This window comes from Pseudomonas sp. MWU16-30323 (assembly GCF_020515595.1).
In the GTDB taxonomy this organism is placed as follows: Bacteria; Pseudomonadota; Gammaproteobacteria; order Pseudomonadales; family Pseudomonadaceae; genus Aquipseudomonas; species Aquipseudomonas yamanorum.
Genome location: NZ_JAIWYM010000001.1, coordinates 486,970 through 510,464, shown reverse-complemented (window position 1 = coordinate 510,464; position 23,495 = coordinate 486,970). Strand labels below are relative to the sequence as shown.

Here is a 23,495-nt window from a genome sequence, read left to right as displayed (position 1 = left end):
CAAGCCACTGGCCCTGCATGGTCCGGTGGCCGTGCTTTCAGGGAATCAGAATGCCCCAAAGACAAGTCATCAATGCCTCCGTAAGCCCTAAAGGCAGCCTTGAAACGCTGTCGCAACGTGAAGTCCAGCAACTGAGCGAAGCCGGTACCGGCAGCATCTACACCCTCTTCCGTCAATGCGCCCTGGCCATTCTCAACACCGGCGCGCACATCGACAACGCCAAGACCATCCTCGACGCCTATAAAGATTTCGAAGTGCGCATCCACCAGCAGGACCGTGGCGTGCGCCTGGAACTGTTGAATGCCCCGGCCGACGCCTTCGTCGATGGCGAAATGATTGCCAGCACCCGGGAAATGCTGTTCAGCGCCCTGCGTGACATCGTCTACACCGAAAACGAACTGGACAGCCAGCGCATCGACCTGAGCAGCTCCCAGGGCATCACCGACTACGTGTTCCACCTGCTGCGCAACGCCCGCACCCTGCGCCCGGGCGTGGAGCCGAAGATCGTGGTGTGCTGGGGCGGGCACTCGATCAATACCGAAGAATACAAATACACCAAGAAAGTCGGCCACGAACTCGGCCTGCGCAGCCTCGATGTGTGCACCGGCTGCGGCCCCGGCGTGATGAAAGGACCGATGAAGGGCGCGACCATTTCCCACGCCAAGCAACGCATTACCGGCGGGCGCTACCTGGGCCTGACCGAGCCTGGGATCATCGCCGCCGAGGCGCCGAACCCAATCGTCAATGAGCTGGTGATTTTGCCGGACATCGAAAAGCGCCTGGAAGCCTTCGTGCGCGTCGGCCACGGCATCATCATCTTCCCGGGCGGCGCCGGCACTGCCGAAGAGTTCCTGTACCTGCTGGGCATCCTGATGCACCCGGACAACCACGACGTGCCGTTCCCGGTGATCCTCACCGGGCCGAAACACGCCGCGCCGTACTTGCAACAGCTGCACGCGTTTGTCGGCGCCACCTTGGGCGAAGCAGCCCAGGCCCACTACCAGATCATCATCGACGACCCGGCTGAAGTGGCGCGGCAAATGACCGCCGGCTTGAAAGCGGTCAAACAGTTCCGCCGCGAGCGCAATGACGCGTTCCACTTCAACTGGCTGCTGAAGATCGACGAAGGCTTCCAGCGCCCGTTCGACCCGACCCACGCCAACATGGCCAGCCTGCAACTGAGCCACGCCCTGCCGCCCCATGAACTGGCGGCCAACCTGCGCCGAGCGTTCTCGGGGATTGTGGCGGGCAACGTCAAGGACAAGGGCATCCGCCTGATCGAGCAGAACGGGCCGTATGAGATCCATGGCGACCCGGCGATCATGAAGCCGCTGGACGAGTTGCTGAAGGCGTTTGTGGAGCAGCACCGGATGAAACTGCCAGGCGGCGCCGCCTACGTACCGTGCTACCGCGTGGTGCAGTGAGTCAGCGCTGAACCGCTACGCACTTGATCTCCAGCAGCAAGCCTGGATTGGCCAGTTCTGATACGCCAATGACCGTCCAGGCGCACAACCCTCGGGGGAACACGCGGTTTTTCACTTCACGGAAAACCGCCATGTGTTCACTCAGGTTCACATGGTAGGTGGTCATGTCGACCACGTCTTCGAAGGTGCACCCACCCTCCTCCAACACCAGCCGCAGGCTCTCCCAGGCTGCGATGAACTGCGCCTCGGGGTCGGTGATGACTTCCAGGTTTTCCGTGCGGCCGACCTGGCCTGCGCAGTACAGGGTCTTGCCGACTTTTACCGCCGGGACGTAGCCGGCGCGTTCGACGATGGGGTGCATCGAGGTGGGGATGATGAGGTGGCGGTCGGTCATATGTTGTATCTCTTTGAGCAGCAGTATTCGATGCCGGGAAGAAAGCGGTTGGGCTATCTTTTTACCGCCTGGCGCTGCTCAGCGCATCCAAAAGTTTGCCCAAGGAACCTGGTCATGAACAACAAAACTTTGGCCTATCCCCGTCATATGCATGACGACTGACCCAAATCTGGAAGAACCAAAGTGCGCAAACTTCCGCTACTTTTCCTGACGCTGATGCCCTCCCTCGCCCTCGCCGAAGCCATCACCTGGCCCGACCTGCCCGACACCTGCTTCGTCAGCGGCCGTTCCGCCACCAGCGAGGATGTGGACAGCGGTTGTGCGGCGTTTCTGATCAATGTGAAGGGCAAGGCGGCAGGCACGCCGATCAAGCTGGATATCCCGCAATACGCGATGCATGTTGACGAAGGCACAGGGAAGGAAACACCGGTGATCCTCATCCAGGCCGAAGAGAACGGTGATGTAAAAGCCGTGGGTTACAAGGAGCTTGGCACCGGCCAGCTAGGCGCGGCGCTGCTCAGGGAAGTTCGGCTTCTGGGTACACAGAAGCCGATTTAAGCCATTGGAAAACGGTCAGCGAACCCAACCGCCGCCTTGCCAGTGATAGCCATCATTACGCTGCTCCCAATGCGGGTGAACGTAACGATAACCCGGCCGCACCGGCTCCCAGTGGCCGTGGACTGCCACATAGCGTCCGCCTTCCCAACGCCAGTAACCGCGCGACCACAAATAACCTGGCCGCCCTTCCGGCTCGACCTCGATGACCTGCACCGGCGGCGGTTGCGGTGCGACGACTTCTACATATTCACGCTGCACCGGTCGTCGATCATGCACGACCCGCTCCTCTACACACCCGGAAGCCGCGACGACCAGAGCCGCCAATGCCGCATAACGTAACAACATACAGAATCCTCGGGCGTCACCGCCCAGCGTTTATAACGGTAAAAAAATGCCCCCTTGTTCCAGCCGCGCTCCTGCTTGGCTATAAGACTTTTTAACAGGTGCCAACTGTCAGCTTGCTGAACCCACGGGTGGACGCTGGGTAAAGAAAAACTGACCTTGGATCAAGGCGGGCCGAAACGCAGCAGCACCGCGTCGACAAATTTCCGCAGCTTGGCGGTGCGCTGGCGGTGCGCGGTGTAGAGCAGATGCATCTGCCGACTTGGCGCTTCAAACCCTGGCAGCAAGCGCACCAGTTCGCCACGCTTCAGGGCCGAGCGTAAAAAATCTTCTGGCCCCAGGACAATGCCAAAGCCATCCAGCGCCGCAGTCATCAACGCCCGGCTTTCATTCACGTGCAGGCGGCTGGCAACCTGGGCCTTGTGCAGGATGGAGCCTTGGTAGAACGACCATTCGCGATCAGCCGGGCGTGACCAGTAGGCGTATCCCAGGCACTCGTGGTGTTCAAGGTCTGCGGGCGTGAGTGGCGTGCCTCGCTCGGCCAGGTATTCCGGCGACGCGCAGACCACCAGGCGGTAGGGCTGCAGCGGCCTGGCGGTAAGGCTGCTGTTCGCCAGCGGGCCGATGCGAAACGCCACCTCGTAGCCCTCCTCCACCAGGTCGACAAACCGGTCGGTCAGGTGCAGGTCGATTTCCACCTCGGGGTTGTCCCGTAAAAATTCGGTCACCAGTGGCATCAGGCTGTAGGAGCCAAAGGTCACGGGAGCGCTGACCTTGAGCTTGCCCCGTGGCGTGTCGTTCATGATCTGCGCGAGGGAGTCCGCCGCCTCTGCTTCCGTCAGGATATGTTTGCAACGCTCGTAGTACGCGCTTCCCAGTTCCGTCAGGCTTTGCCGGCGCGTGGTGCGATTGAGCAAGCGTGCGCCCAGGCGCTGCTCCAGGGCCGCCACATGCTTGGCCACCATCTGCGGCGACATCTCCAGGCGCTCGGCGGCCCGGGCGTAGGACCCCAGCTCGGCAGCCATCACAAAGGCACTCATGCTTGAAAGGCGGTCCATCATTCACTACTCCCAGTAACAACACCCAGACCAGAACGGCCATTTATCCTCATCCAGTAGCCAATCATCATAACGACTCTCTCAACCAAGGAGCACCGACATGAAAATTGGCATCATCGGAGCAGGCTTTATCGGACGCGCCGTTGCGCAGTTGGCGCTGGCCGCCGGCCATGAAGTGATGTTGAGCAACTCCCGTGGCCCGCAGTCCATGAGCAGCGTGCTGAGTGGCATTCGTGGGGTTCAAGTGGGCACTGCGCAAGACGCGGCGCAATTTGGCGAATTGGTGCTGCTGGCCATTCCGTTCGAGCACTACCGCAGCGTGCCGGCGCAGTGGCTGGAAGGCAAAACCGTGATGGATGCCAACAACTACTACCCGAATCGCGACGGGCATATTCCCGTGCTCGACCGTTTTGAAACCACCACCAGCCGGTTGGTGGCCGAGCACCTGTCGCAGTCGAAGGTGGTGAAAGTGTTCAATGCCATCCTGGCGCCGGACCTGACCCAGGACGCCCGCACCCGCGGTGCGCCGGACCGGCGTGCACTCCCGGTCGCAGCGGACGACCCGGCCGCCAAGGCGCAAGTCATCGCCCTGCTGGACGAGATCGGCTTCGACGCAGTAGATGCCGGTGGGCTGGATGAGAGCTGGCGGTTTGAACGCGCCAAACCGGCGTACTGCATACCTCTGGATAAAGAGGGACTGAAAGCCGCGTTGGCAGCTGCAGAGCGCCAGGTCGAGTTGCCCGTGCGCTGGTAACACCTGCAAAAAGCCCGCTGACCGTTACCGGTTCAGCGGGCTTTTTTTACATCGGTTTGATCCTGAATCAGGACCTCGCCAACGTCTTACAACGCGATGTCAGAAGCTGGCTTGCTCGGCTCAGCCGCAGGCTTGGCAGCCTCGGTGGCTTTTGGAGCAGTCAGTTGCGGAATCGCTGGCGGAGGCGTCAGCTGCAGAATGTTGGCGGTGTAGGCCCATTCTTTAGCCACAGCTTCCGGGCTGTCGTTCAGCTTGGTGCCGTAGCTAGGCACGATCTGGTGCAGCTTTTCCTGCCAGGCCGGCGAAGCAACCTGTTCCTTGAACACTTTCTGCAGCACGGTCAGCATGATCGGAGCCGCGGTGGAAGCGCCTGGCGATGCACCCAACAGGCCTGCAATGGTGTTGTCAGCCGAGCTGACCACTTCGGTACCGAGTTTCAGGACGCCGCCCTGCTCTTCGTCACGCTTGATGATCTGCACACGCTGACCGGCTTGCCACAGGCGCCAGTCTTCTTTCTTGGCGTTCGGGAAGTACTCTTGCAGCGCCTTGAAGCGGTCGTCATCCGACAGCATCAGTTGGCCAGCGAGGTACTCGACCAGTGGGTATTCGCGGATACCGACTTTGGTCATTGGCCAGATGTTGTGGGTGGTGGTGCTGGTCAGCAGGTCCAGGTACGAGCCTTCTTTCAGGAACTTGGTCGAGAAGGTCGCGAATGGGCCAAACAGAATCACGCGCTTGCCATCCAGCACGCGGGTGTCCAGGTGCGGAACCGACATCGGCGGTGCGCCAACGGAAGCTTTACCGTAGGCCTTGGCCAGGTGCTGCTCGGCAATCGTTGCGTTATCGGTCACCAGGAACGAACCGCCAACAGGGAAGCCCGCGTATTCCTTGGCTTCAGGAATGCCCGACTTCTGCAGCAGGTGCAGTGCACCGCCGCCCGCGCCGATGAACACGAACTTGGCGTCGGTTTCAGTCTTGGTGCCGTCTTTCAGGTTTTTGTAGCTGACGCGCCACGAACCGTCGGCGTTCTTGGTGATGTCCTGCACTTCACTCGACAGTTTCAGGTCGAACTTCGGCGTAGTTTGCAGGTGAGCGACGAACTGGCGGGTGATCTCGCCGAAGTTCACGTCCGTACCGATCGGGGTCCAGGTGGCCGCGATTTTCTGGTTCGGGTCACGCCCTTCCATCATCAGCGGGACCCATTTGGCGATTTGCGCCGGGTCTTCGGAGTACTGCATGCCGGCGAACAGCGGGCTCGCTTGCAGCGCTTCGTAACGCTTCTTCAGGAACTTGATGTTGTCATCGCCCCACACAAAGCTCATGTGCGGAGTGGAGTTGATGAACGAACGCGGGTTCTTCAGGACGCCCTGCTGAACCTGCCAGGACCAGAACTGACGGGAGATCTGGAACGCTTCGTTGATCTCGACCGCTTTCGGGATTTCAACGTTGCCGTTCTTGTCTTCCGGGGTGTAGTTCAGCTCAGCCAAAGCGGAGTGACCGGTACCGGCGTTGTTCCAGCCGTTGGAGCTTTCTTCGGCCACGCCATCGAGGCGCTCGACCATCTCCATCGACCAATCCGGTTGCAGCTCATTGAGCCACACACCCAGGGTTGCACTCATGATGCCGCCGCCGATCAGCAGCACATCGACTTTCTTTGCCTCTTCCGCGTGAACGGAAGTGATCCCCATCGACAAAGCCAGCCCCAGCAGGGCAGTGTTTACTTTTTTAAACATCAGTAGCACCTATGATAAAACGCCATCCGCCCCACCGCCCCTGATCATGGGCAACCCTCAATCACGCTGCGCCAGGCAACGCACCGCGGGGTTTGCACATTCATTCGGGGACCGCAGGGTGGGCACACAAGGCCGACGTATCGACCTCACTTTTATGTCCCTTCTGCGCTGACTTCTTATCATTATTGGCTTCAGCTACCTGGGCGACAGCCAACCGCCGGGACGTATACGGGTGTACGCACCGGAGAAAGACTAGACCAAGACGGCGCGCAGAATATCACGGCAAACAGGCGGTATGCGCTGTTTGGCCAATTGACAGCTCTAAATCGCGGGTTTTAACGCTCCAGTGTCAAGCTCGACAGGCGCGACGTGGGGTCACAGGGATGGAACTCTGCCGAAAAAGGCTGTTCTAGACACCTTCGTCGCTGCTTGCGTAGCATCGGCGGCTCTCCACCGTGTCATCCATCCAAACAGAGCGATCCATGTCTATCCACCAAACACCCGGGCACGTGTTGCCCGCGCGCAGCGCCGCCAAAATGGAAGCGGCCATGGCCGTGGGCGCGTTCGCTATCGGCACCGGCGAATTTGCCATCATGGGCCTGATGCCCGACATCGCCCACAACCTCAACCTCAGTGAGCCACAAGTGGGCCACGCCATCAGCGCCTACGCATTGGGCGTGATGGTCGGCGCCCCGCTGCTGGCGATCCTCGGCGCCAAGTTGCTGCGCAAACACATGCTCCTGCTGCTGATGGGGCTGTATGCCCTTGGCAACCTGGCCACGGCGTTTACCCCGACTTTCGGCTCGCTGGTGGCTTTCCGCTTTATCAGCGGCCTGCCCCACGGCGCCTACTTCGGCATCGCCGCGGTGGTCGCCTCCAGCATGGTGCCCAACGACAAACGTGCCGGCGCGGTCGCGCGGGTGATGATGGGCCTGACCCTGGCCATGCTGCTCGGCAACCCCATCGCCACCTTCCTCGGTCAACACCTGGGCTGGCGCTCGGCGTTCGCGCTGGTCAGCGCCATCGCCCTGTGCACCATCGCGCTGGTCTGGCAATTCGTACCGGACCGCCACGACGAACCCCGCAGCGACCCGCGCAAAGAGCTGCGCGCCTTCACCAAACCACAGGTGTGGATGGCGCTGTCCATTGGTGCTATTGGGTTTGCCGGGATGTTCTGCGTGTTCAGCTACCTGGCGCCGACCATGCTCGAAGTGACCAAAGTCTCGCCGCAGTGGATCCCCTTCGGTCTGGCCGCGTTTGGCGTAGGCGGCATCATCGGCAACATCGCCGGCGGCAAGCTGTTTGATCGCCTGCAATTTCGCGCCGTGGGCTGGATCATGGTGTGGTCGATGGCCGTGCTGATCTTCTTCACCTTCGCCGCCAGCTCGCTGTGGGGCGTACTGCTGGGCATCGGCCTGGTCGGCACCATGATCGCCATGGCCGCGCCGCTGCAAATCCGCTTGATGGACATTGCGCATGAAGCACCGAGCCTCGCGGCGGCGTCCAACCACGCGGCGTTCAACCTGGCGAATGCGCTGGGGCCGTGGTTTGGCGGGATGGCGATTACGGCGGGGTATGGGTGGACCAGCACGGGCTACATCGGCGCTGCCACGGCACTGGTGGGCTTGGGCATCTACCTGATCGCCCGACGTATGAAAGGCGGTCACTAAAGCCCACCCACGATCCAATGTGGGAGCGGGCTGGCTCGCGAAAGCGGTGGGTCAGTCACTGAGTAACTGGCTGCCCCACCCGCTCACTCAGTCATCATGCATCAACCCCGAACCATACTCCCCGTAACTACTCCCCAGCGCATTGCCCCCAAAATTCATCTTGGCGGCCTTGCTGGGGCTATGGTCCCCAAAGGCCTGGCATCCCCCTGAAAAACATGGGTCGCTACTCACGTCCGACGAACCCGTCGAACAAGCGGCCAACAGCAACGTGCCAGCGATCATCGCGACTTTGACGAGATTGGAGATCATTTTTCAGTTCCCTTTGGGCTGGAGGCGTATAGGTCCTCTCTCAAGGAGGATCGTAGACCTCAAAAGCGCAGGGAATTATGAAACTTTGCAGGATGACAGGATGGGTTCAGGTTGCCGCCTTGAGGTAAGGCGGCAGGGTTCGGCGTCAGGCGGTGGCCGTGCTACCTACAGGCGCGACTTGCTCCAAGGCTCGGTCAACGAGTAGAACACTCAGGTCGATTAGCTGCTGGATGCCCAAGACGATAGCGCGGTGGGGTTCTTCTAGGTCGAAAGCCAAGGTTGCAGCCATTTGGTTGGCGGATTCCAGGTTTTCGGCGGCGTTGGCTAGAAGGGTTTCGGTGTCTATGTTGGGGCTGACGCGGAATAGGTTGCTGCTAGGTTGCTCGGCGGGTACGTCGTTATCGGATGACGGCAAGTAATGATGGATGGCACGCTGAGCCGCAGCTTGAAGCTTGGCGTCAGTGGGTGCGGCATTTGGGGCGTGAGGCGGGTTCGGTGTGATTTTGTACATGGCGAAGCTCCTTTAGCGTTTAAGGAACTGCCTATCTCACTTCCACATGAGGGGTGGCAGCTGTACGCAGGTGTGGAAGACCAGGGCTAAAGGACCCGGCGCACCGAAGTGCCCCGCGCACAGCCGCCATAAGCAATCATACAGACGTAAAAAAACGCCGGTAGGTGTTTATTGGCGATTGAGCGCCTTCAGCTTGGTCGGACTTCCACATCCGGCCGCTAGATTGGTAGCGGCTTGAGGAGGTTAGCTATGGGGGATCTGAAGGGCAAGCCGATAAAAGCGTAGGAGTTTTCTCAAAGAACAATGTCGATCAAATCAAAATACATAGTTACAAGAACAACACAAAACAATATAAATCCAGCGAAGCGATATTAAAAAGCATCTACAACTTGCTTCAACTCCTCCAATAGCATTACAGACAATCCGAAACTTTTTAAGTCAGCAGACTTTAGCCAAGAAACAACAGCCAAGACATTCATATTTTATTTCTAGCAACTTCAGCAATTTTCTTTGGAAATAAACGGGACGATTTTATTTAAGATTGAAACTAGATTATTAGGCATCAAATAAATCTGTCCCATTTACCTCATACAGTGGGCAAGCAGTAATACCACTCAGCCAAGTACGTACCGATCATATGGATTTAACCGTTGAGAAATTCAAAAATAAATGCTCAGCTGGGGAAATAGATATCCCTATAGTTAGGCTGGGAGCTGAATCTCAAAAAGCCGCACTGTTCATGTATCTGATCTGGCCAAGTATATAGATAAACAAAGAGCTAGAGCGAAATCAGATCATGAAAAACTGATGGGAAGATAAGAACCCTAGGGCAGAGTCTTCTAGGCCTCTGCCCCCTATACTTCCAACTATCCGCGCTCAGCCAGTAACCGCATAACTTTAGCATGCTCTTTCCTAGCCCAAGCAACATATGAAATCACATCATATCTTGCAGACTTCATCAGCCTTACAGATGAGTTGAGAGCGAGCTCAAATTCTTCATCATTTGAAAGGTGCTGATCAACATCAACGATTTTAGAAATTGACTCAATAACAGAGACCCGACACCTGCTAACCGCAACCTCAGAGTCTTCACTATTTAAATTTACTCCGCCTGCCGCCAACCCAAACACATCAACTGCCTTAGTAGGCATTTTAGTACACCAAAATCCAAAAGAAATCATGTCACATGTAGAATTAGGATCAAGCTTTACGTTATACCCAAACAACTTTAACATTTTTGATTTAAAAGATGGAGTTTGAGAAGTCAGAGCACTTAAAACCCACTTGCCTATTCCTGCACTTACCAAATTATTGAACGAGAGATTGTCAACCTTTGATATATCGATTTTACGATCAACCAAAACATCAGCAGAAAATATATTTAGCTCATTACACTTATCGTATACAGCCTGATCAACATCAAAAATATCCTCCAAAACCTTTACAAATCGCTTAAAGGTTTCCACATGAACCATGTCTTGATTGGTGCGAGTCGTAATGAAAAAAAGCCAATCATCACTCCGATTGTCCGCTTGAAATCTAAGAAGCTCAAAAAGAGCCTCATAATAGTTATTCTGCTCATCTTTAGGTGGAGACTCTAAAAAACTCCCACAAAGATCAATATTTATCACATCGTATGTCGGGGCTTGTTTAATAACATTCTGATAAGCAATGGAACTTTTATTTGACAACCTTTGAAGCTGATCTTGATGCACTCCAGATGAAGGATCAATAAACTCTAACCCACGGAGTTCATCGAGCGAAATCAGCTGATCCATCGTAGATGCCTTATCTTCTACAGCTATCGCGTTCAAACCCGTAAACCTAATCCGGACTTTTTTCTCCGCACAAGTAGAATACAAAGCTCTAACATCAAGCAAATCGGGGCCAGGCAAACTCAAATACTCTAACGACCTCGCTTTAGACTTCAAATCAAGAACATCTATTAAGCGACCAATTACATTATTCCACTGATTACTACGAATATATTGCTTTCGCGGCTTATGCCACGGCAAAAAATCTCTCTTAAGAGTGACTTTTGCATGGCTAACATCTTCATAACCAAGCCCCGAATCCAGTTCGTCTCCGCGATCCATGCCTATCATTTCTTAACATCCAGTAGAAAGATATTACCGATTGCACTGATGAGTTTTTCTACTTCGCCAGGCTTCAAACTAGACAACAAACCATACGATTCTAAAATGTTAGCAACTGCAATGAGCTTATCTTCGTGAAGGGCTATTCGAGCCTTCTCCGTACTGGAGACAGAGCGAGCTGATGGAAGCACAACTCCGCGATCAATACTAATTGTACCTGGAGAATCCAAAAGCGAGGGCTGCTCCCCCTTCGATGAAGAGTAAAATTTAACAGGCTTAGAATCCGTAAAATTTTCAACCACAGATTCAATACTAGCCTTTATTTCATCAACTTTTGCTTTGTTCTTCTCAGCAGCGTCGCCCTTACTCAGCGCTTTATTTTTACTCATGAACTGACGAAGTGCATTATGCATCCACTTCTTTAAATACTGATAATGCGGATGAGCGATATTATAAGATTCCCGATCTATATTTAGCGCCGGATCTAGTCCTTTTATAGCAAAGACCTCGCCAGTTAGCTGCCTAAGGCGAGTCTGTTCAGATATCTGATACTCAAGAAAGCCAGCATCAAACAAAGTGCCCGTCGCACCATTGATACGAATCAGACAACCATTATGCTCTAGCGGAACAACTTTATGATTCCATAGCATATAATATTCAAATTCTAGCTCTCCACCTCGATAGCTCTCAGGCACGCTGCTCAACGAGGGATTTGCACTCCCAACGAACATAAGTTGGCCTTTTTTTCTATCGGCTTCCCCTGCAATAGAAATAGGCCTGCGCAACTCAATATCGTCAATTAACACTACAAAGGGCAATTCGCTCTCGGTACGCTTCGCAGAAAACTGCAGCTTAGATTCAAGTGTTTCCCCTGGAGAAAGCTCAACTTTTGTAGCTGAACTACCGCGCCCTCCATTGCTAATTAAATACACATCAACATTGTCAGATGACTTTATATCAAATGGGTGCTTTTCAATATACTTAACCGGAACGGAAAGACTGATGGACCATATCATCCTCAAGTAAGAATCTATGCTTTCCTTGAGCTTTACGTTTCCGCGCTTGGTATCAACCGTTAATTGAGAAACTTCTAACACAAGTTTCTTGAATTTTTCTAAAGGCTTATCTTCTGGCAACCAAGGCAATACAGCTGTGGTTATAAGCCGCTCGCTGTCATTTGGATCCACTTCTCCTATGTGAAAATCTGGAATTCGAGGAAGTTCTTTCAACTCATCCTCAAGATCAAACTCGACCTCGTCAGGATCCTCTTCAGCTTGTCGCTGAAACTGAATAGCATTCCAAGTAAGTTTGGACTGCAAGCTCTCCCTTACAAAAGGACGAACCTTCAGCAAGGTAATTTCTGTTCCCGAGTGCTCTATATCTTCGGCTGGCACATAGGTAATTTCGGCTCTACCTGTGACGTAAGTATCCTCATCAACCTCAGCCACAACCTCAGACTGAGGACGAAGAATAATGTCACATACCAAGCGCTTATCTGCGCCTTTAACTTTTGAAACTATAACGATGTGATGGGTAATTTGCGACACCGAAAACAGCCCGATACCCAATTTACCAATAAGGCGTCGTCCATTTGGACTTAAATTTTTATCATCCTCACTGGTAACCTCATGCTCCTTTCCGTCCTTACTTCTCTTTAAACTCCCACCAATATTACAAATGATGTGAGCTAAGGTTTTCTCATCTAATCCATGACCATTATCACGGACTACTATTTGAGAAAATCGAGGGGCATCAGTAAATACTCGGACTTCAGTTGCATCTGCGTCATAGGAGTTCGCAATCAACTCACGAATTGCAGAGGCTGGCTCCCGATAAATACCGTCTGTAATACGAGCAAAAACCCGCTCATTGGTTTTCAGTGTAGCTACCACAGGCTCGTCATAGAGCTTCGTTTTCGACAACTGCTCCCGAAGAGCAATCTCCTCTTCGGATAGTTTACTGTTCTCAGCTACGTCTTCCATAACATATTTGCCTTACAGTACTTGTTCCATTATAGATTCTGCAATTTTCTCGGCTACCGGCGGCGGTACAGCATTCGAAATTTGCTTGACCTGCTGACTCATATTCCCCTCAAGCACATACTTAAAAGGAAAACCTTGCAACTGCAGCGCCTCAAAAATACTCAGACGACGCTTACCATTTGGGTGCACATGTATCTCACGATTTCCATACGCCACCGTCCTGCTTGGTTTTTTCCAGTCCAATTGAATAAATGAACGGCCACCGACGGGCATTATCCCCGTTTCAAAGCGCTTCGATTTCGGTCGAGATGTCCAGTGGTTCTGGTGATACGGAATCGACTCCGCGACCAAGTCGCTAGATAGATAAACAGGATCAGGTAAATCACTAATCACATCACTGACAACCTTTTCTTTCAAAGGAGATGATGCAGGAAATACAAACTCACCAACACCAGAAGCCTTACAGACTCCGACAATAAACAAACGTCTGCGTGACTGGGCAACTTGATAATTACTAGCGTTCAACTCTTTCTCATAAATATCAAAGTTCAGAGACAGCTCCGCACGCAGCCCCTCTAGAAAATCTTTATTTTTCTGAGCACGTATTTCTGGGACGTTTTCAAATACAAAAAATTTCAACCCGAATTTATGGTAAAAAGAATTTACGATAGCCGCATACTTGAGAGCCAATTGATTTCGCGGATCCTCTGCATGACGCCCTACATTACCACGTGAAAAGCCTTGGCAAGGAGGACCACCGATGATTCCGGAAATCTCTGGACTCTCACCACACACCTCAACTATAGCGTCACAAAGCTGTTCTACAGTGGTATCCAAGAGGTCCACAACACGACCCAAACCTCCAGGATGATTTCTGTTATATGATTTTATTGCCGCAGAGTCATAATCAGCCGCATAGCAAACTTCAAAGCCGGCATTAGTAAAACCTAAATCAAGACCACCTGCGCCACAGAACAAACTAACAACTTTATGCGAACTAGATGAGAGGCCGTTGCCTTCAGTCTTATTTTTTACTATAGCCATATTAGCGACTGAAGCTTCCATTAAAAAAACCCGCTCAAAAATTACAGCTTTATACCACATTCAATGCAAGCACTCAATCCGACATCACCGAGACCGCCGCACTGAAAATTACGACTCAATCGTTGCCTTAAGCCATGGCCATCCTTTGTAAACGTCTCTCCGGCCACGCAAATGCGTATACCTTCTGAGCGAAGAAAAGGGGACAGATTTATTTAATATTGATCTAGCCTCGCACGATCAACCCCAGCCCCTCTAACCCATTCCTGATAAACTGCCAAACCTTCGCAATCTCCGTCCCAGATCCCAATGCCCTCAGACATAGCGCCACCGCAAGCCCTGTCCCGTCGCTTCAGCGTTGCCCCCATGATGGATTGGAACTGCTAATCCTGTAGGCCACGTATTCCGTGCATTACAGAGCCGGCCTGAAAACCGTGTACCACTTTCGTACCACCCCTCCTGTAAATCTGCACCGCAATCGGGCCGCGCACGCCACCATGCTGACGTCCTGGCTCAAGGTTCTATCGCTCCAATCCCGACACGACTGACAAGCGCATCCAAGCGGCAACAGCCATGTGCGCGAGAGCATCTGCGCATGATCGTCATGAGTGCATAGAGGAGCGCGCGCAGGCGCCGCGTGTATAGCGATTGCGTTTTTTGGGTTCGGCGTCGGAAATAGGTAAGACAAGCAATTTCAGCCACAGAATCGGCCCTACCCCTTTATTTCTGCGGCTTTGAGGGTAAAGCGGAAAGGTAATATCTAAGTAATAAATAGGTTATGCAATTACTTCTACTAAAGGTAATATCAGAAAACAATAAAACCCTTTAAAATCAACATCTTAATAAAAAATTACTTAAAGGATTACTAAAAATAACTTACCCAGGTAATTCACGAACCCCAACGAATCCGGGGCTTTCAGGCGCTTGCCTAACGCCATATTTCCTAATTACTTTTTTCCGACGCCTTTCCTGAAAAAGCCTACAAGCATCACCAAACCCCTTCAGCTATTTCCCTACCCTCGCAGGGTTCCGCAGGTTTTCACCTCTCCCAAAACGCCAACCAAGCGCCCAGCCTGGGCCGTCGCGAGGGGGTTGCAGAAGTGCAGAAAAAATGACCCATTTAGCCCGCAGGCGAGGTGGGGGGACGACGGCGCGCGCCGGGTGATGAAGCACGTCACAGCCCCTTTTGTAGCACGTCAACTCCCCGAATTGCGCGACTTAGCACGCCACTGCCCAACCTCCTACAGCTCGTCGCCAAAAGTCCCACAATTTGCCAAGCTAGATTACTGTATGCACATACAGCATGCGGAACCACACCCCCATGAACATAGACGAAGACACCTGCGGGTGGCTTGGCATCCCCACGCCTCTCGAAATGCACAAACAGCACGCCCGCCTACTGGAGAATGAGATCCAGGAACTGAACCTGCAGCTGCGTAAAGCGAGGGAGGATATTCACGGCCTGGTGCAGATGCTGGCCGAGGCCGAGGCCGTCAAAACACAGTTCCGTGGATACCTCGCCGAGAGAGGCGCTGAAGCCGCCGCCATGCGCAAACAGATCAACGATCTGACGACCTCGTCAAGGGCTGACAAGAAACGCGCCGATCAACTGAAAGAACTGCTTGATGGCCTCATCATTCGTCCAAAAAACATCGTCTAAGCTCAGGTTTCAGATTGAGGGCTTGACCATGTGCGGAAGACTTTCCCAGTACAGCGGCATTCACGACTTCGTTGCGGCACTGAGCATGCCCAATGCTTTGGCGAACTCCGTGGGTGAGCTGCCCCTGGACCGGTACAACGTCGCCCCGACAACTCAAGTCGCCCTGCTCCACCTGCAGGGTGATCTGCTGCACGCGGACATGGTGCGATGGGGATGGCGCCCGCACTGGGCCAAGGATCGTGCAGCGCCGATCAATGCCCGCGTCGAGAAGGTGGCTCACGGCCCTTTCTTCCGCGCGATCTGGCCGCACCGCGCGATCACACCTATCGACAACTGGTTTGAGTGGGTGGACGAAGGTGGTCCCAAGAAACAGCCTTATCTGATCCGGCAACGTGGTGGTGCTCCGATACTTTGCGCGGCCATAGGCCATTTACCGGACGCGGATGAAGGCCCGGCTGAAGATGACGGTTTCGTGATTATCACTGCCGACAGCACTGGAGGCATGGTGGACATTCACGACCGACGGCCGGTAGTGCTTACACCAGAACTGGCCCGAGAATGGTTGGACCCGGCAACGCCCAAAGAGCGTGCTGAACAAATGTTATTGTTTGAAGGGAAGCCTTCGGAAAGCTTTGAGTGGTTCAAAGTTGACATCAATGTTGGAAACACGCGTAATAAAGGGCCAAACTTAATAAACCCTATCTGAAACCACACCTAACCACTGCCACAAGGATGAAGCATGAAATTAGTAGCCGCGCCCCTGAACATAGCGAACAACGGAAAGTTTGAGGGTGATCTATTTGAGCGAAAAAGCTTCGGCGTTTCACTATCCAATATAATTAAAAACTCGACAGATCCTCTAGTAATCGGCCTGGACGGTAGTTGGGGTGAAGGTAAGACCACATTTGTAAAGATGTGGCAAGGTTTGCTTACAGATGAAGGTCTTCCAAGCATATATATAGATGCTTTTGCCAATGATCATACAGATGATGCGTTCATGGTGGTTGCGAGCGCTATAACGGACTACGCAAGTTTAAAACTTCCAACCCCAATAATAAAAGAACTTATAGACAAAACCAAAAAAGTAGGCGCCCAACTATTTTCGTGGGGCACAAAAATAGCAATCAAGGCGCTGACCCTTGGAGTAATAAAGGGTAGCGACATTGATGATTTGAAAAGCATAAGCAAAGACGTATCAGACAGCTTTAGCAACACCGCAGAGAACCTCATAAAAGAAAAACTTATAAGCCACAAAGATGACTTAGAAAGCATTCAATCGTTCAAGGATTTTTTGTCCACTTTACCAAGCCTTCTCGCCGGCAGAGAGGACGGCCCACCACTAACATTAATAATCGACGAACTTGATAGATGTCGCCCATCCTTCGCAGTTGAAATACTCGAAAAAGTCAAACATCTGTTTTCTGTAGAAAACATTACATTTGTTCTTGTAATGAATAAAAAGCAACTTGAAGAATCAATAAAATTCACTTACGGACCAAACATTGATGCGCATACATACTTACAAAAATTTCTCACTTTAGAAGCAACTCTTCCAAAACGCCTACAAGAACAACATAACGACATCAGAATTTACTGTGAGAGTTTATATACGCGTCATGATCTACCTTCCGGCCTCGACACAAACTTTATCAGATTCACATCAGGACTCGCCAACCATCTAAACCTCTCACTACGACAGATCGAAAAAGTATTCGCAAATATCACACTCTCACTTAGCTCCTTCTCATCGCCTTCACAATCAACGGCCCCTATCCTCATACTGATTTGCACCATAAAATCTATCAGGCCAGATCTATTTGTACGAATTGTAAAAAGCGAATTAACTTTTACCCAATTACGTGAAGAGATAAACTTTATTCATAAAAATAAAACTGATCACTATTTAATAGTTATGATGCTTTGGGCAGAATATTGTCTGATGCCGGATGCAGAGTTTGACAAGCTCCCACCTGACCATGAACTCGTAAGATTAGGTCAATCCATGTGGGGCGATCATCGCGACGGCATACTTACTAGGCATGTAAAATCACTCACAAACTTTTCGATAAGATGACTTAAAATTTGGCGAGCACTATCAACTCGCCAAATTCACTCACAAAAAGCGACTAAAGAGGTTTTTACTCTTTCTAAATTAGAAAAGGCCTCCCAACGCTGCTGGTTCCCAATTCATGATCACCAGCTCTCCGCTGACCTCGGCCTTCCCCTGCCGCTGATTAGTAGTGCTGTACCGAATATCCACCATCTCGAAGTAGAACCCCTCAAATACACGTCGGATATCAAGGTGGTCGTTGATACTCACCATCACCTTGCCCTTGCAACGCCGCATAAACTCGGCCATCCGCTCGTAGTTTTCAAAGGGAAAGTCCACGCCATACCCGGCAGTCTGCCAGTAAGGCGGATCCATGTAATGGAAGGTGTGTGGCCGGTCGTACCGTTCAGCGCATTCAAGCCAGCCCAGGTTCTCGACGTAGGTACCCGACAGCCGTTGCCAGGCAGCAGAAAGGTTCTCCTCGATCCGCAGCAGGTTAATGGCAGGGCCAGTGGTGGCGGTACCGAAGGTCTGTCCGCTCACCTTGCCGGCAAAGGCATGGTGCTGCAGATAGAAAAACCGCGCAGCCCTCTGGATGTCGGTGAGCGTTTCCGGCCTGGTCATCTTCTGCCATTCGAACACCTGGCGGGAGCTGAGCGCCCACTTGAACTGGCGCACGAATTCCTCCAGGTGGTTCTGCACCACGCGGTATAGCGTCACCAGATCGCCGTTGATGTCATTGAGGACTTCAACCGGCGCAGCCTGGGGCCGCATGAAGTAAAGCGCGGCGCCGCCGGCGAAGACCTCGACGTAACATTCATGCGGCGGGAACAGCGGAATAAGACGATCTGCCAGGCGACGCTTGCCGCCCATCCACGGGATTATTGGTGTGCTCATAAGTGATCCTTGTTTCGACAATTGGATTCGCTTAGGCTTCGCACCCCCTGCGCAGTGGGGCGAGGCCTTGGTTGGAGCACTCGGCTGGTTCGAGTGTTTCAGCGTCGAACCGGTGTTGACGCACCGGTTCGTCGCCTCGTTTTTTCTGCGCAGGGGGTTTTAGGCCCCCACGGGAATGTCATAGGGTTTGAAACGCACGACCTCCTCCCCGAGCCAGTCATTCACCTGCGCCATCCGCGCCTGAATCGGCTCCAGCTCATTGGCCGCATAGATCTGCGCCGCCTCCCTAATCGATCCAAACCCACCCGCGTTCTGCGGCACGATGCCCATCAACTGCGGCGGAATGCGCAAGCTGGCCAGCACGTCGTCGCGGGTCTGGTTTTTGATCGAGTTGAATTCGTCCTTGGCCGTCACTTCACTGACCGGAATGATCTGCAGTCCGTCCTTTTTGCCATTCGGTGAGTACACGAACAGGTTGCGGAAGTTGCCAGGCCCCTTGGAGTCCTTGAGCGCCTTGCGAAGAGAATCGACGTCCGCTTCGTTTTGCGCGGCGTCGGTCATGTAAAGGATGAAACCGGCGTGACTCCCGTTCTCGTAGTACTTGCGGCGGAACAGCGTGGCCGACTCATTCAGCAACGCCGACTGCAAGGCGCTGATCCACTCGGGCAGTCCGTACACTTCCTGGTGCAGATCCGCCTCCCGCAAATGGAAAACGGTACCGGGTTCGAACTCGTGCTCCTCCTTCCATCCCTGGACCATGAACTGCCGGCCGTCCTTGCCCGAGCGCATGTACTTCGCCAGCGGCGGTACCAGCTCGCGCACCGGGCCGAGCATCGAGCGCCGTCCCTCCAGATAGCCGTTACCCAGGCACAGGAAGTCCAGGGCGAACTGTTCGAACGCTGCCCGCGACAGCAGCCGGTGTGGAATGAAGGTTTTGCTCAGCAAATTGCGCTTGAACATCAGCCCCGAGTGAAGGTGCACGCTGGAACCCACAGACCGTGCCAGACCGTCCAGCGACAGCGGCGGCTCGTACCACCGCCCGTTAAACCAGCATTCCAGATAATCAAACACCTCCCGGCCACTCAACACTGGTGACGGATCGCCAAAGCTGAACGCCTCCATCTTGCTGTCACTGCGCGGGATGAACTCCTGCGTTGCAACCGTGGCGGCCTGGGCTACCTGCTTGGTATTTCTGCGGCGGTTCGACATCAAAAAATCTCCATCCGCCCGGTATTGGCAGTGGTCTGCCCCTCCAGCGGTTCGTTGTGCAATGCGTGAAAGAGCGCCCACGCCAGGTCGGCGTGGCCGGTGTTGTCGTTTCGGCCGGCGGTATAGGTGAATTGGCGACCGCCTGCGGTGATGGTCTTGCGGATCGCCATCAACGACTGCGCCATGTCGGTCCAGCCGGCGTCGAACTCAAGCCGGCCCCGGTGGATCACGTCGTAAGCCTTCAGCACCAGGCGGGTCTTGACCTCAGGTGAATAGCTGAACGTGGTGACATTGGGGAAGAATTGGCGCACCAGCTGCGCCACGCCGCTGCCCAGACCGGTGACGTCAATGCCGATGTACGTCACCCAGTAGCGGTCGCAGACGGCTTTGATCACGCTCGCCTGCGCCGCGAAGTCCATGCCTCGGAATTGGTGACGCTCCAGCACCCGGAACTTGCCCCCAGGTACCAAAGGCGGTGCGACCACCACCAGACCCGAGCAATCACCGGTTTCCGCCGGGTCATACCCCACCCACACCTGGCGGTCGCCGAACGGTCGCATCGCAAACGGCTTGTAGTCCTCTGCCCACTCGACCCAGCTGTCGACCATGCAGGGCTGCAACACCGTCAGCGGGAAAATGCTAGCGCCGTCGTCGACGAATTCGCACATGAGCAGGTTGGCGAACGCTTCCGGGCTGTACTCCCGCCGCAGTTCTTCAATGTCGAACAGGTCGCAACCGCCCTGCTCCGCGTCGAGGATGGTGACGATCTGTCGCCACAACCGGTCTTCGCAGAACCTACCCTGCTGGAGCGCCCCGTGGGATACGTCGACTTTGGTGTGCTGAGCCGCCGGCTTGCCCTTGTTGAAGCGCTCGCCCGTCCAGAAGGTGTAGGCCTCATGGGCCATGGTCGACGGCGTCGAGAAGTAGGTTTTACGCCACTTCTTGTGCATCGCCATACCCGATGCAACCTTGTTCAGCTCCTCAAACTTGAACGTCCAGAAGAATTCGTCGAAGTAGAAATTGCCGTGGTAGCCCTGAGCCGTGCGCGCGTTGGTACCGAGAAAAAACAGTTCGGCGCCGTTCGGCAGCACGATGGGATCACCGGTCAGCTCAACGCCGATGACCTCGCGGGCAAACGCTTGGATGTAACCACGGAACAAGTAGGCCTGGTTCTTCGAAGCCGACAAGAAAATCTGATTGCGTCCGGTTTCCAGCGCATCAATAAACGCCTCACGTGCGAAGTAGTAAGTGGCGCCGATCTGCCGGCTTTTGAGGATGACGCGGGTGCGCTGATTGCCCGCCCGATGCCAGTCTTTCTGGTAGTCGAAACATCCATCGATAAACGCCTCGCGCAGCAGCTCGATCTGGTCTTCGCTGATGTCGTTTTTCGGGGTCTTTTTCTTCGGGCCTTCGTTGCGTTTTGCGAGGTTGGGGTTGAGTTCGGTTTCGGTACCGCCACCCTGGAAGCGCTGGATGCGAGCCTGTCGCTCCAACTGCCGGTGAAGCAGGTCGATCTCTTTGAAGTCCCCGCCGCTCTTGCCTTCCTTGAGGATCAACTGCACAAGACGCGCTTCCAGCGCCCCACCGATGCGCTCGACGTTATCCGCCCGGTCCCACTCGTCGCGGGCCTTCCAGCTGTGTAGCGTTTTTTCCTTTTCGCCCGTAGCCTCGGCAATCTCGCAGATACGCCAACCCATCCAATACAGGAACTTGGATTGGCGTCGGGGATCGATTGGGAGCAGTTCAGTCGTAGTCATGGCCGCGATGCTGCCGCCCGCGCCTGCGAGTCAGTAGCGCCGCCCCTTGTAGTCCCGCTCTCTACAATCCCGTCCCGTTGCCGCAACTCGCGCGCGTCACGACCATGCCCCTCATTGCAACGCACTTAGCGCCCAACGCATTGAGGATTCCCGCATGAAGAAATTCCGCAGCAATTGGTTCCGCGTCGCCGTCGAGGGCGCTACCTCTGACAAGCGCACCATCAAACGCAGCTGGCTGGAACAGGCGGCGAAGAACTTCAATCCAGCCACGTATGGTGCTCGCATCTGGCTGGAGCACTTCCGCAGCCTGCTGCCCGACAGCCCTTTCAAGGCCTACGGTGACGTGCTCGCGGTCAAGACCGAAGAAGTGGAAATCAACGGCCAGAAGAAGCTGGCCCTGTTCGCCCAGGTCGAGCCGACGCCCGATCTGATCGCCATGAACAAGGCAAAGCAGAAGATTTACACCTCGATCGAAATCGACGACAGCTTCTCGGACACCGGCGAGGCCTACATCGTCGGCCTGGCGGTGACCGACTCCCCGGCCAGCCTGGGCACAGATGTACTGTCTTTCTCCGCGCAGAAGCCAGAATCCAGCCCATTCAAAGACCGCCATTATTCCGCGACATCGATGTTCACCGAGGCGGTGGAAACTGAGTTGCAGTTTGAGGAAATCGAGGACAAACCCAGCCTCGGCGCCCAGCTCTTCAGCAAGGTGCAGGCACTGCTCGGCGGCAAACAGGCGAAGGACGATGCCGAATTCGCCCAGATCGGCCAGGCCGTCGAAGCGATTGCCGACCACGTCAAAGACCTGCCGGATCAAATCGCCGCCGAGAAGAAATTCTCCGGCGAGCTGAATACCAAGGTTGAGCAGCTCAGCAAAGACCTGGTCGAGCTGAAAACCACCCTCGGCAAAACCCAAGACCATTCCCAAACCCAGCGACCACCGGTAACCGGCGGCGGCAAACAAGCCCTGGCTGAGTTCTGACCTGCGGCCTACACCGCCCAGCCCACCATCGGAGACACCCATGCGTAACGACACTCGAAAACTCTTCACCGGCTACCTCAGTCAGGTCGCACTGCTCAACGGCGTTGAATCGGCCACTGCCACATTCAGCGTCGACCCAACCATCCAGCAGCGCCTGGAAACCAAGATTCAGGAGTCGAGCGAGTTCCTGACCAAGGTCAACGTCATCGGCGTTGATGAACAGGAAGGCGAAAAGGTCGGACTGGGCGTGGGCGGCACCGTTGCCAGCCGTACCAACACCAACGTCAAAAAACGTGAGCCGCGCAGCATCGGCACTCTGTCGAGCGATAAGTACAAGGCCGAGCAGACCGACTTCGATACCTTCGTCAGTTACAAACAGCTCGACGCCTGGGCCAAGTTCCCGGACTTCCAAACCCGCCTGTCCAGCGCCATCGCCCAACGTCAGGCGCTCGACCGTATCCAGATCGGTTTCTACGGCACCTCGGCTGCCGAGCAGACCGACCGCACCGCGCACCCGCTGTTGGAAGACGTCAACATCGGCTGGCTCCAGCAGTACCGCACCCACGCGCCCGACCGCGTGCTGAAGGAAGGTGCCGTCGCCGGCAAGATCACCATTGGCAAAACCGGCGACTTCAAGAACATCGACGCACTTGTCTACGACGCCATCCAGTTGCTCGACCCTTGGTACCGCCGCAATCCAGGGTTGGTGGTGCTGACAGGACGCGAACTGGTCCACGACAAGTTCCTGGCCTTGGTCAACAAGGACCAGGACTCGACCAACACCCTGGCCAGCGATCTGATCATCTCGCAACGCCGCGTCGGGGGCTTGCCGCTGTACGAGGTGCCGTACATCCCCGAAGGCACGATCCTCATCACTACCTTCGCCAACCTATCGGTGTACTGGCAGATCGGCGGGCGCCGCCGCTACCTCAAGGAAGAGCCGGAGTGGAACCGCGTCAGCAACTTCGAATCGTCGAACGAGGCGTACGTGGTCGAGGAATACGGCCTGGGTTGCCTGCTGGAAAACATCACCCCAGTCGAAGACGCCGGCGGCGAGGGTTAATC

At 54.5% G+C, this 23,495-nt stretch carries 21 protein-coding genes and 1 pseudogene; 10 read left to right on the top strand and 12 right to left on the bottom strand.

Features of this window, described 5'->3' with window-relative positions:
* The first annotated feature begins 50 nt into the window (after positions 1-50).
* Positions 51-1,424 (top strand): nucleotide 5'-monophosphate nucleosidase PpnN, encoded by a 1,374-nt coding sequence (gene ppnN / locus LIY45_RS02430; RefSeq protein ID WP_017477293.1) that lies wholly within the window; start codon positions 51-53, stop codon positions 1,422-1,424.
* Between the two features lies 1 nt (position 1,425).
* Here the strand turns inward: ppnN and LIY45_RS02425 are convergent, their stop codons facing one another.
* The gene (locus LIY45_RS02425; RefSeq protein WP_017477292.1) at positions 1,426-1,818 is read right to left on the bottom strand and encodes a RidA family protein; all 393 of its coding nucleotides are present in this window, start codon (positions 1,816-1,818) and stop codon (positions 1,426-1,428) included.
* 216 nt (positions 1,819-2,034) lie between these two features.
* Between LIY45_RS02425 and LIY45_RS02420 the strand changes: the two genes are divergently transcribed.
* Positions 2,035-2,376 carry a hypothetical protein gene (locus tag LIY45_RS02420; RefSeq protein ID WP_226475266.1) on the top strand — a complete coding sequence of 114 codons (342 nt, stop codon included), beginning with the start codon at positions 2,035-2,037 and terminating at the stop codon, positions 2,374-2,376.
* A gap of 15 nt (positions 2,377-2,391) precedes the next feature.
* Here the strand turns inward: LIY45_RS02420 and LIY45_RS02415 are convergent, their stop codons facing one another.
* The gene (locus tag LIY45_RS02415) at positions 2,392-2,721 is read right to left on the bottom strand and encodes a YXWGXW repeat-containing protein (protein ID WP_023659079.1); all 330 of its coding nucleotides are present in this window, start codon (positions 2,719-2,721) and stop codon (positions 2,392-2,394) included.
* 161 nt (positions 2,722-2,882) lie between these two features.
* Positions 2,883-3,779, bottom strand: coding sequence for a LysR family transcriptional regulator (locus LIY45_RS02410; RefSeq protein ID WP_226475192.1), 897 nt, complete (start codon positions 3,777-3,779; stop codon positions 2,883-2,885).
* Positions 3,780-3,876: 97 nt separating this feature from the next.
* On the opposite strand from LIY45_RS02410, the gene LIY45_RS02405 reads away from it, so the two are divergent.
* On the top strand, positions 3,877-4,530 hold the full coding sequence (locus LIY45_RS02405; protein ID WP_226475191.1) for an NAD(P)-binding domain-containing protein: 654 nt from the start codon (positions 3,877-3,879) through the stop codon (positions 4,528-4,530).
* Between the two features lie 86 nt (positions 4,531-4,616).
* Here the strand turns inward: LIY45_RS02405 and mqo are convergent, their stop codons facing one another.
* A complete protein-coding gene (gene mqo, locus LIY45_RS02400; RefSeq protein WP_226475190.1) occupies positions 4,617-6,263 on the bottom strand; it encodes a malate dehydrogenase (quinone) in 1,647 nt (548 codons plus the stop codon).
* Positions 6,264-6,745: 482 nt separating this feature from the next.
* Between mqo and LIY45_RS02395 the strand changes: the two genes are divergently transcribed.
* The gene (locus LIY45_RS02395; protein WP_063032214.1) at positions 6,746-7,933 is read left to right on the top strand and encodes an MFS transporter; all 1,188 of its coding nucleotides are present in this window, start codon (positions 6,746-6,748) and stop codon (positions 7,931-7,933) included.
* Positions 7,934-8,020: 87 nt separating this feature from the next.
* Here LIY45_RS02395 and LIY45_RS02390 read toward each other — a convergent pair whose 3' ends face one another.
* Positions 8,021-8,242 (bottom strand): hypothetical protein, encoded by a 222-nt coding sequence (locus LIY45_RS02390; protein ID WP_177036280.1) that lies wholly within the window; start codon positions 8,240-8,242, stop codon positions 8,021-8,023.
* Positions 8,243-8,387: 145 nt separating this feature from the next.
* The gene (locus tag LIY45_RS02385) at positions 8,388-8,753 is read right to left on the bottom strand and encodes a DUF6124 family protein (protein ID WP_226475189.1); all 366 of its coding nucleotides are present in this window, start codon (positions 8,751-8,753) and stop codon (positions 8,388-8,390) included.
* Positions 8,754-9,360: 607 nt separating this feature from the next.
* On the opposite strand from LIY45_RS02385, the pseudogene LIY45_RS02380 reads away from it, so the two are divergent.
* Positions 9,361-9,572: pseudogene (locus LIY45_RS02380) on the top strand (pyocin activator PrtN family protein).
* 47 nt (positions 9,573-9,619) lie between these two features.
* Here LIY45_RS02380 and LIY45_RS02375 read toward each other — a convergent pair.
* Genes LIY45_RS02375 through LIY45_RS02365 form a run of 3 tightly spaced genes read right to left on the bottom strand, consistent with a single transcriptional unit; the run spans position 9,620 to position 13,935 of the window.
* A complete protein-coding gene (locus LIY45_RS02375; protein WP_226475188.1) occupies positions 9,620-10,849 on the bottom strand; it encodes a hypothetical protein in 1,230 nt (409 codons plus the stop codon).
* 5 nt (positions 10,850-10,854) lie between these two features.
* Complete coding sequence (locus tag LIY45_RS02370) at positions 10,855-12,831, bottom strand: ATP-binding protein (protein ID WP_226475187.1); 1,977 nt, start codon at positions 12,829-12,831, stop codon at positions 10,855-10,857.
* A gap of 12 nt (positions 12,832-12,843) precedes the next feature.
* Positions 12,844-13,935 carry a DNA cytosine methyltransferase gene (locus LIY45_RS02365; protein ID WP_226475186.1) on the bottom strand — a complete coding sequence of 364 codons (1,092 nt, stop codon included), beginning with the start codon at positions 13,933-13,935 and terminating at the stop codon, positions 12,844-12,846.
* Positions 13,936-15,193: 1,258 nt separating this feature from the next.
* Between LIY45_RS02365 and LIY45_RS02360 the strand changes: the two genes are divergently transcribed.
* From LIY45_RS02360 to LIY45_RS02350, 3 genes are read left to right on the top strand one after another with little or no spacing between them, the layout of a single operon-like run.
* Positions 15,194-15,532 carry a hypothetical protein gene (locus tag LIY45_RS02360; RefSeq protein ID WP_226475185.1) on the top strand — a complete coding sequence of 113 codons (339 nt, stop codon included), beginning with the start codon at positions 15,194-15,196 and terminating at the stop codon, positions 15,530-15,532.
* Positions 15,533-15,560: 28 nt separating this feature from the next.
* Positions 15,561-16,238 (top strand): SOS response-associated peptidase family protein, encoded by a 678-nt coding sequence (locus LIY45_RS02355; RefSeq protein ID WP_226475265.1) that lies wholly within the window; start codon positions 15,561-15,563, stop codon positions 16,236-16,238.
* A 33-nt stretch (positions 16,239-16,271) separates the two neighbouring features.
* Positions 16,272-17,606 carry a P-loop NTPase fold protein gene (locus tag LIY45_RS02350; RefSeq protein ID WP_226475184.1) on the top strand — a complete coding sequence of 445 codons (1,335 nt, stop codon included), beginning with the start codon at positions 16,272-16,274 and terminating at the stop codon, positions 17,604-17,606.
* A 78-nt stretch (positions 17,607-17,684) separates the two neighbouring features.
* Here LIY45_RS02350 and LIY45_RS02345 read toward each other — a convergent pair whose 3' ends face one another.
* The 3 genes from LIY45_RS02345 to LIY45_RS02335 all read right to left on the bottom strand — a co-directional run bounded on the left by LIY45_RS02345 (position 17,685) and on the right by LIY45_RS02335 (position 21,445).
* Complete coding sequence (locus LIY45_RS02345) at positions 17,685-18,479, bottom strand: DNA adenine methylase (RefSeq protein ID WP_226475183.1); 795 nt, start codon at positions 18,477-18,479, stop codon at positions 17,685-17,687.
* A gap of 159 nt (positions 18,480-18,638) precedes the next feature.
* On the bottom strand, positions 18,639-19,688 hold the full coding sequence (locus LIY45_RS02340; RefSeq protein ID WP_226475182.1) for a phage portal protein: 1,050 nt from the start codon (positions 19,686-19,688) through the stop codon (positions 18,639-18,641).
* Positions 19,688-21,445 (bottom strand): terminase ATPase subunit family protein, encoded by a 1,758-nt coding sequence (locus LIY45_RS02335; protein WP_046035102.1) that lies wholly within the window; start codon positions 21,443-21,445, stop codon positions 19,688-19,690. Before LIY45_RS02335 ends, LIY45_RS02340 begins: the two co-directional genes overlap by 1 nt.
* A 154-nt stretch (positions 21,446-21,599) precedes the next feature.
* Between LIY45_RS02335 and LIY45_RS02330 the strand changes: the two genes are divergently transcribed.
* Both LIY45_RS02330 and LIY45_RS02325 read left to right on the top strand, forming a co-directional pair.
* Positions 21,600-22,430 carry a GPO family capsid scaffolding protein gene (locus LIY45_RS02330; RefSeq protein WP_226475181.1) on the top strand — a complete coding sequence of 277 codons (831 nt, stop codon included), beginning with the start codon at positions 21,600-21,602 and terminating at the stop codon, positions 22,428-22,430.
* 40 nt (positions 22,431-22,470) lie between these two features.
* Positions 22,471-23,493 (top strand): phage major capsid protein, P2 family, encoded by a 1,023-nt coding sequence (locus LIY45_RS02325; protein ID WP_226475180.1) that lies wholly within the window; start codon positions 22,471-22,473, stop codon positions 23,491-23,493.
* The last annotated feature ends 2 nt before the right edge of the window (positions 23,494-23,495 follow it).

Coding starts and splice junctions, on each gene's coding strand:
- ppnN (WP_017477293.1), top strand. CDS start 51: ATGCCCCAAAGACAAGTCATCAATGCCTCCGTAAGCCCTAAAGGCAGC.
- LIY45_RS02425 (WP_017477292.1), bottom strand. CDS start 1,818: ATGACCGACCGCCACCTCATCATCCCCACCTCGATGCACCCCATCGTC.
- LIY45_RS02420 (WP_226475266.1), top strand. CDS start 2,035: ATGCCCTCCCTCGCCCTCGCCGAAGCCATCACCTGGCCCGACCTGCCC.
- LIY45_RS02415 (WP_023659079.1), bottom strand. CDS start 2,721: ATGTTGTTACGTTATGCGGCATTGGCGGCTCTGGTCGTCGCGGCTTCC.
- LIY45_RS02410 (WP_226475192.1), bottom strand. CDS start 3,779: ATGATGGACCGCCTTTCAAGCATGAGTGCCTTTGTGATGGCTGCCGAG.
- LIY45_RS02405 (WP_226475191.1), top strand. CDS start 3,877: ATGAAAATTGGCATCATCGGAGCAGGCTTTATCGGACGCGCCGTTGCG.
- mqo (WP_226475190.1), bottom strand. CDS start 6,263: ATGTTTAAAAAAGTAAACACTGCCCTGCTGGGGCTGGCTTTGTCGATG.
- LIY45_RS02395 (WP_063032214.1), top strand. CDS start 6,746: ATGTCTATCCACCAAACACCCGGGCACGTGTTGCCCGCGCGCAGCGCC.
- LIY45_RS02390 (WP_177036280.1), bottom strand. CDS start 8,242: ATGATCTCCAATCTCGTCAAAGTCGCGATGATCGCTGGCACGTTGCTG.
- LIY45_RS02385 (WP_226475189.1), bottom strand. CDS start 8,753: ATGTACAAAATCACACCGAACCCGCCTCACGCCCCAAATGCCGCACCC.
- LIY45_RS02375 (WP_226475188.1), bottom strand. CDS start 10,849: ATGGATCGCGGAGACGAACTGGATTCGGGGCTTGGTTATGAAGATGTT.
- LIY45_RS02370 (WP_226475187.1), bottom strand. CDS start 12,831: ATGGAAGACGTAGCTGAGAACAGTAAACTATCCGAAGAGGAGATTGCT.
- LIY45_RS02365 (WP_226475186.1), bottom strand. CDS start 13,935: ATGTGGTATAAAGCTGTAATTTTTGAGCGGGTTTTTTTAATGGAAGCT.
- LIY45_RS02360 (WP_226475185.1), top strand. CDS start 15,194: ATGAACATAGACGAAGACACCTGCGGGTGGCTTGGCATCCCCACGCCT.
- LIY45_RS02355 (WP_226475265.1), top strand. CDS start 15,561: ATGTGCGGAAGACTTTCCCAGTACAGCGGCATTCACGACTTCGTTGCG.
- LIY45_RS02350 (WP_226475184.1), top strand. CDS start 16,272: ATGAAATTAGTAGCCGCGCCCCTGAACATAGCGAACAACGGAAAGTTT.
- LIY45_RS02345 (WP_226475183.1), bottom strand. CDS start 18,479: ATGAGCACACCAATAATCCCGTGGATGGGCGGCAAGCGTCGCCTGGCA.
- LIY45_RS02340 (WP_226475182.1), bottom strand. CDS start 19,688: ATGTCGAACCGCCGCAGAAATACCAAGCAGGTAGCCCAGGCCGCCACG.
- LIY45_RS02335 (WP_046035102.1), bottom strand. CDS start 21,445: ATGACTACGACTGAACTGCTCCCAATCGATCCCCGACGCCAATCCAAG.
- LIY45_RS02330 (WP_226475181.1), top strand. CDS start 21,600: ATGAAGAAATTCCGCAGCAATTGGTTCCGCGTCGCCGTCGAGGGCGCT.
- LIY45_RS02325 (WP_226475180.1), top strand. CDS start 22,471: ATGCGTAACGACACTCGAAAACTCTTCACCGGCTACCTCAGTCAGGTC.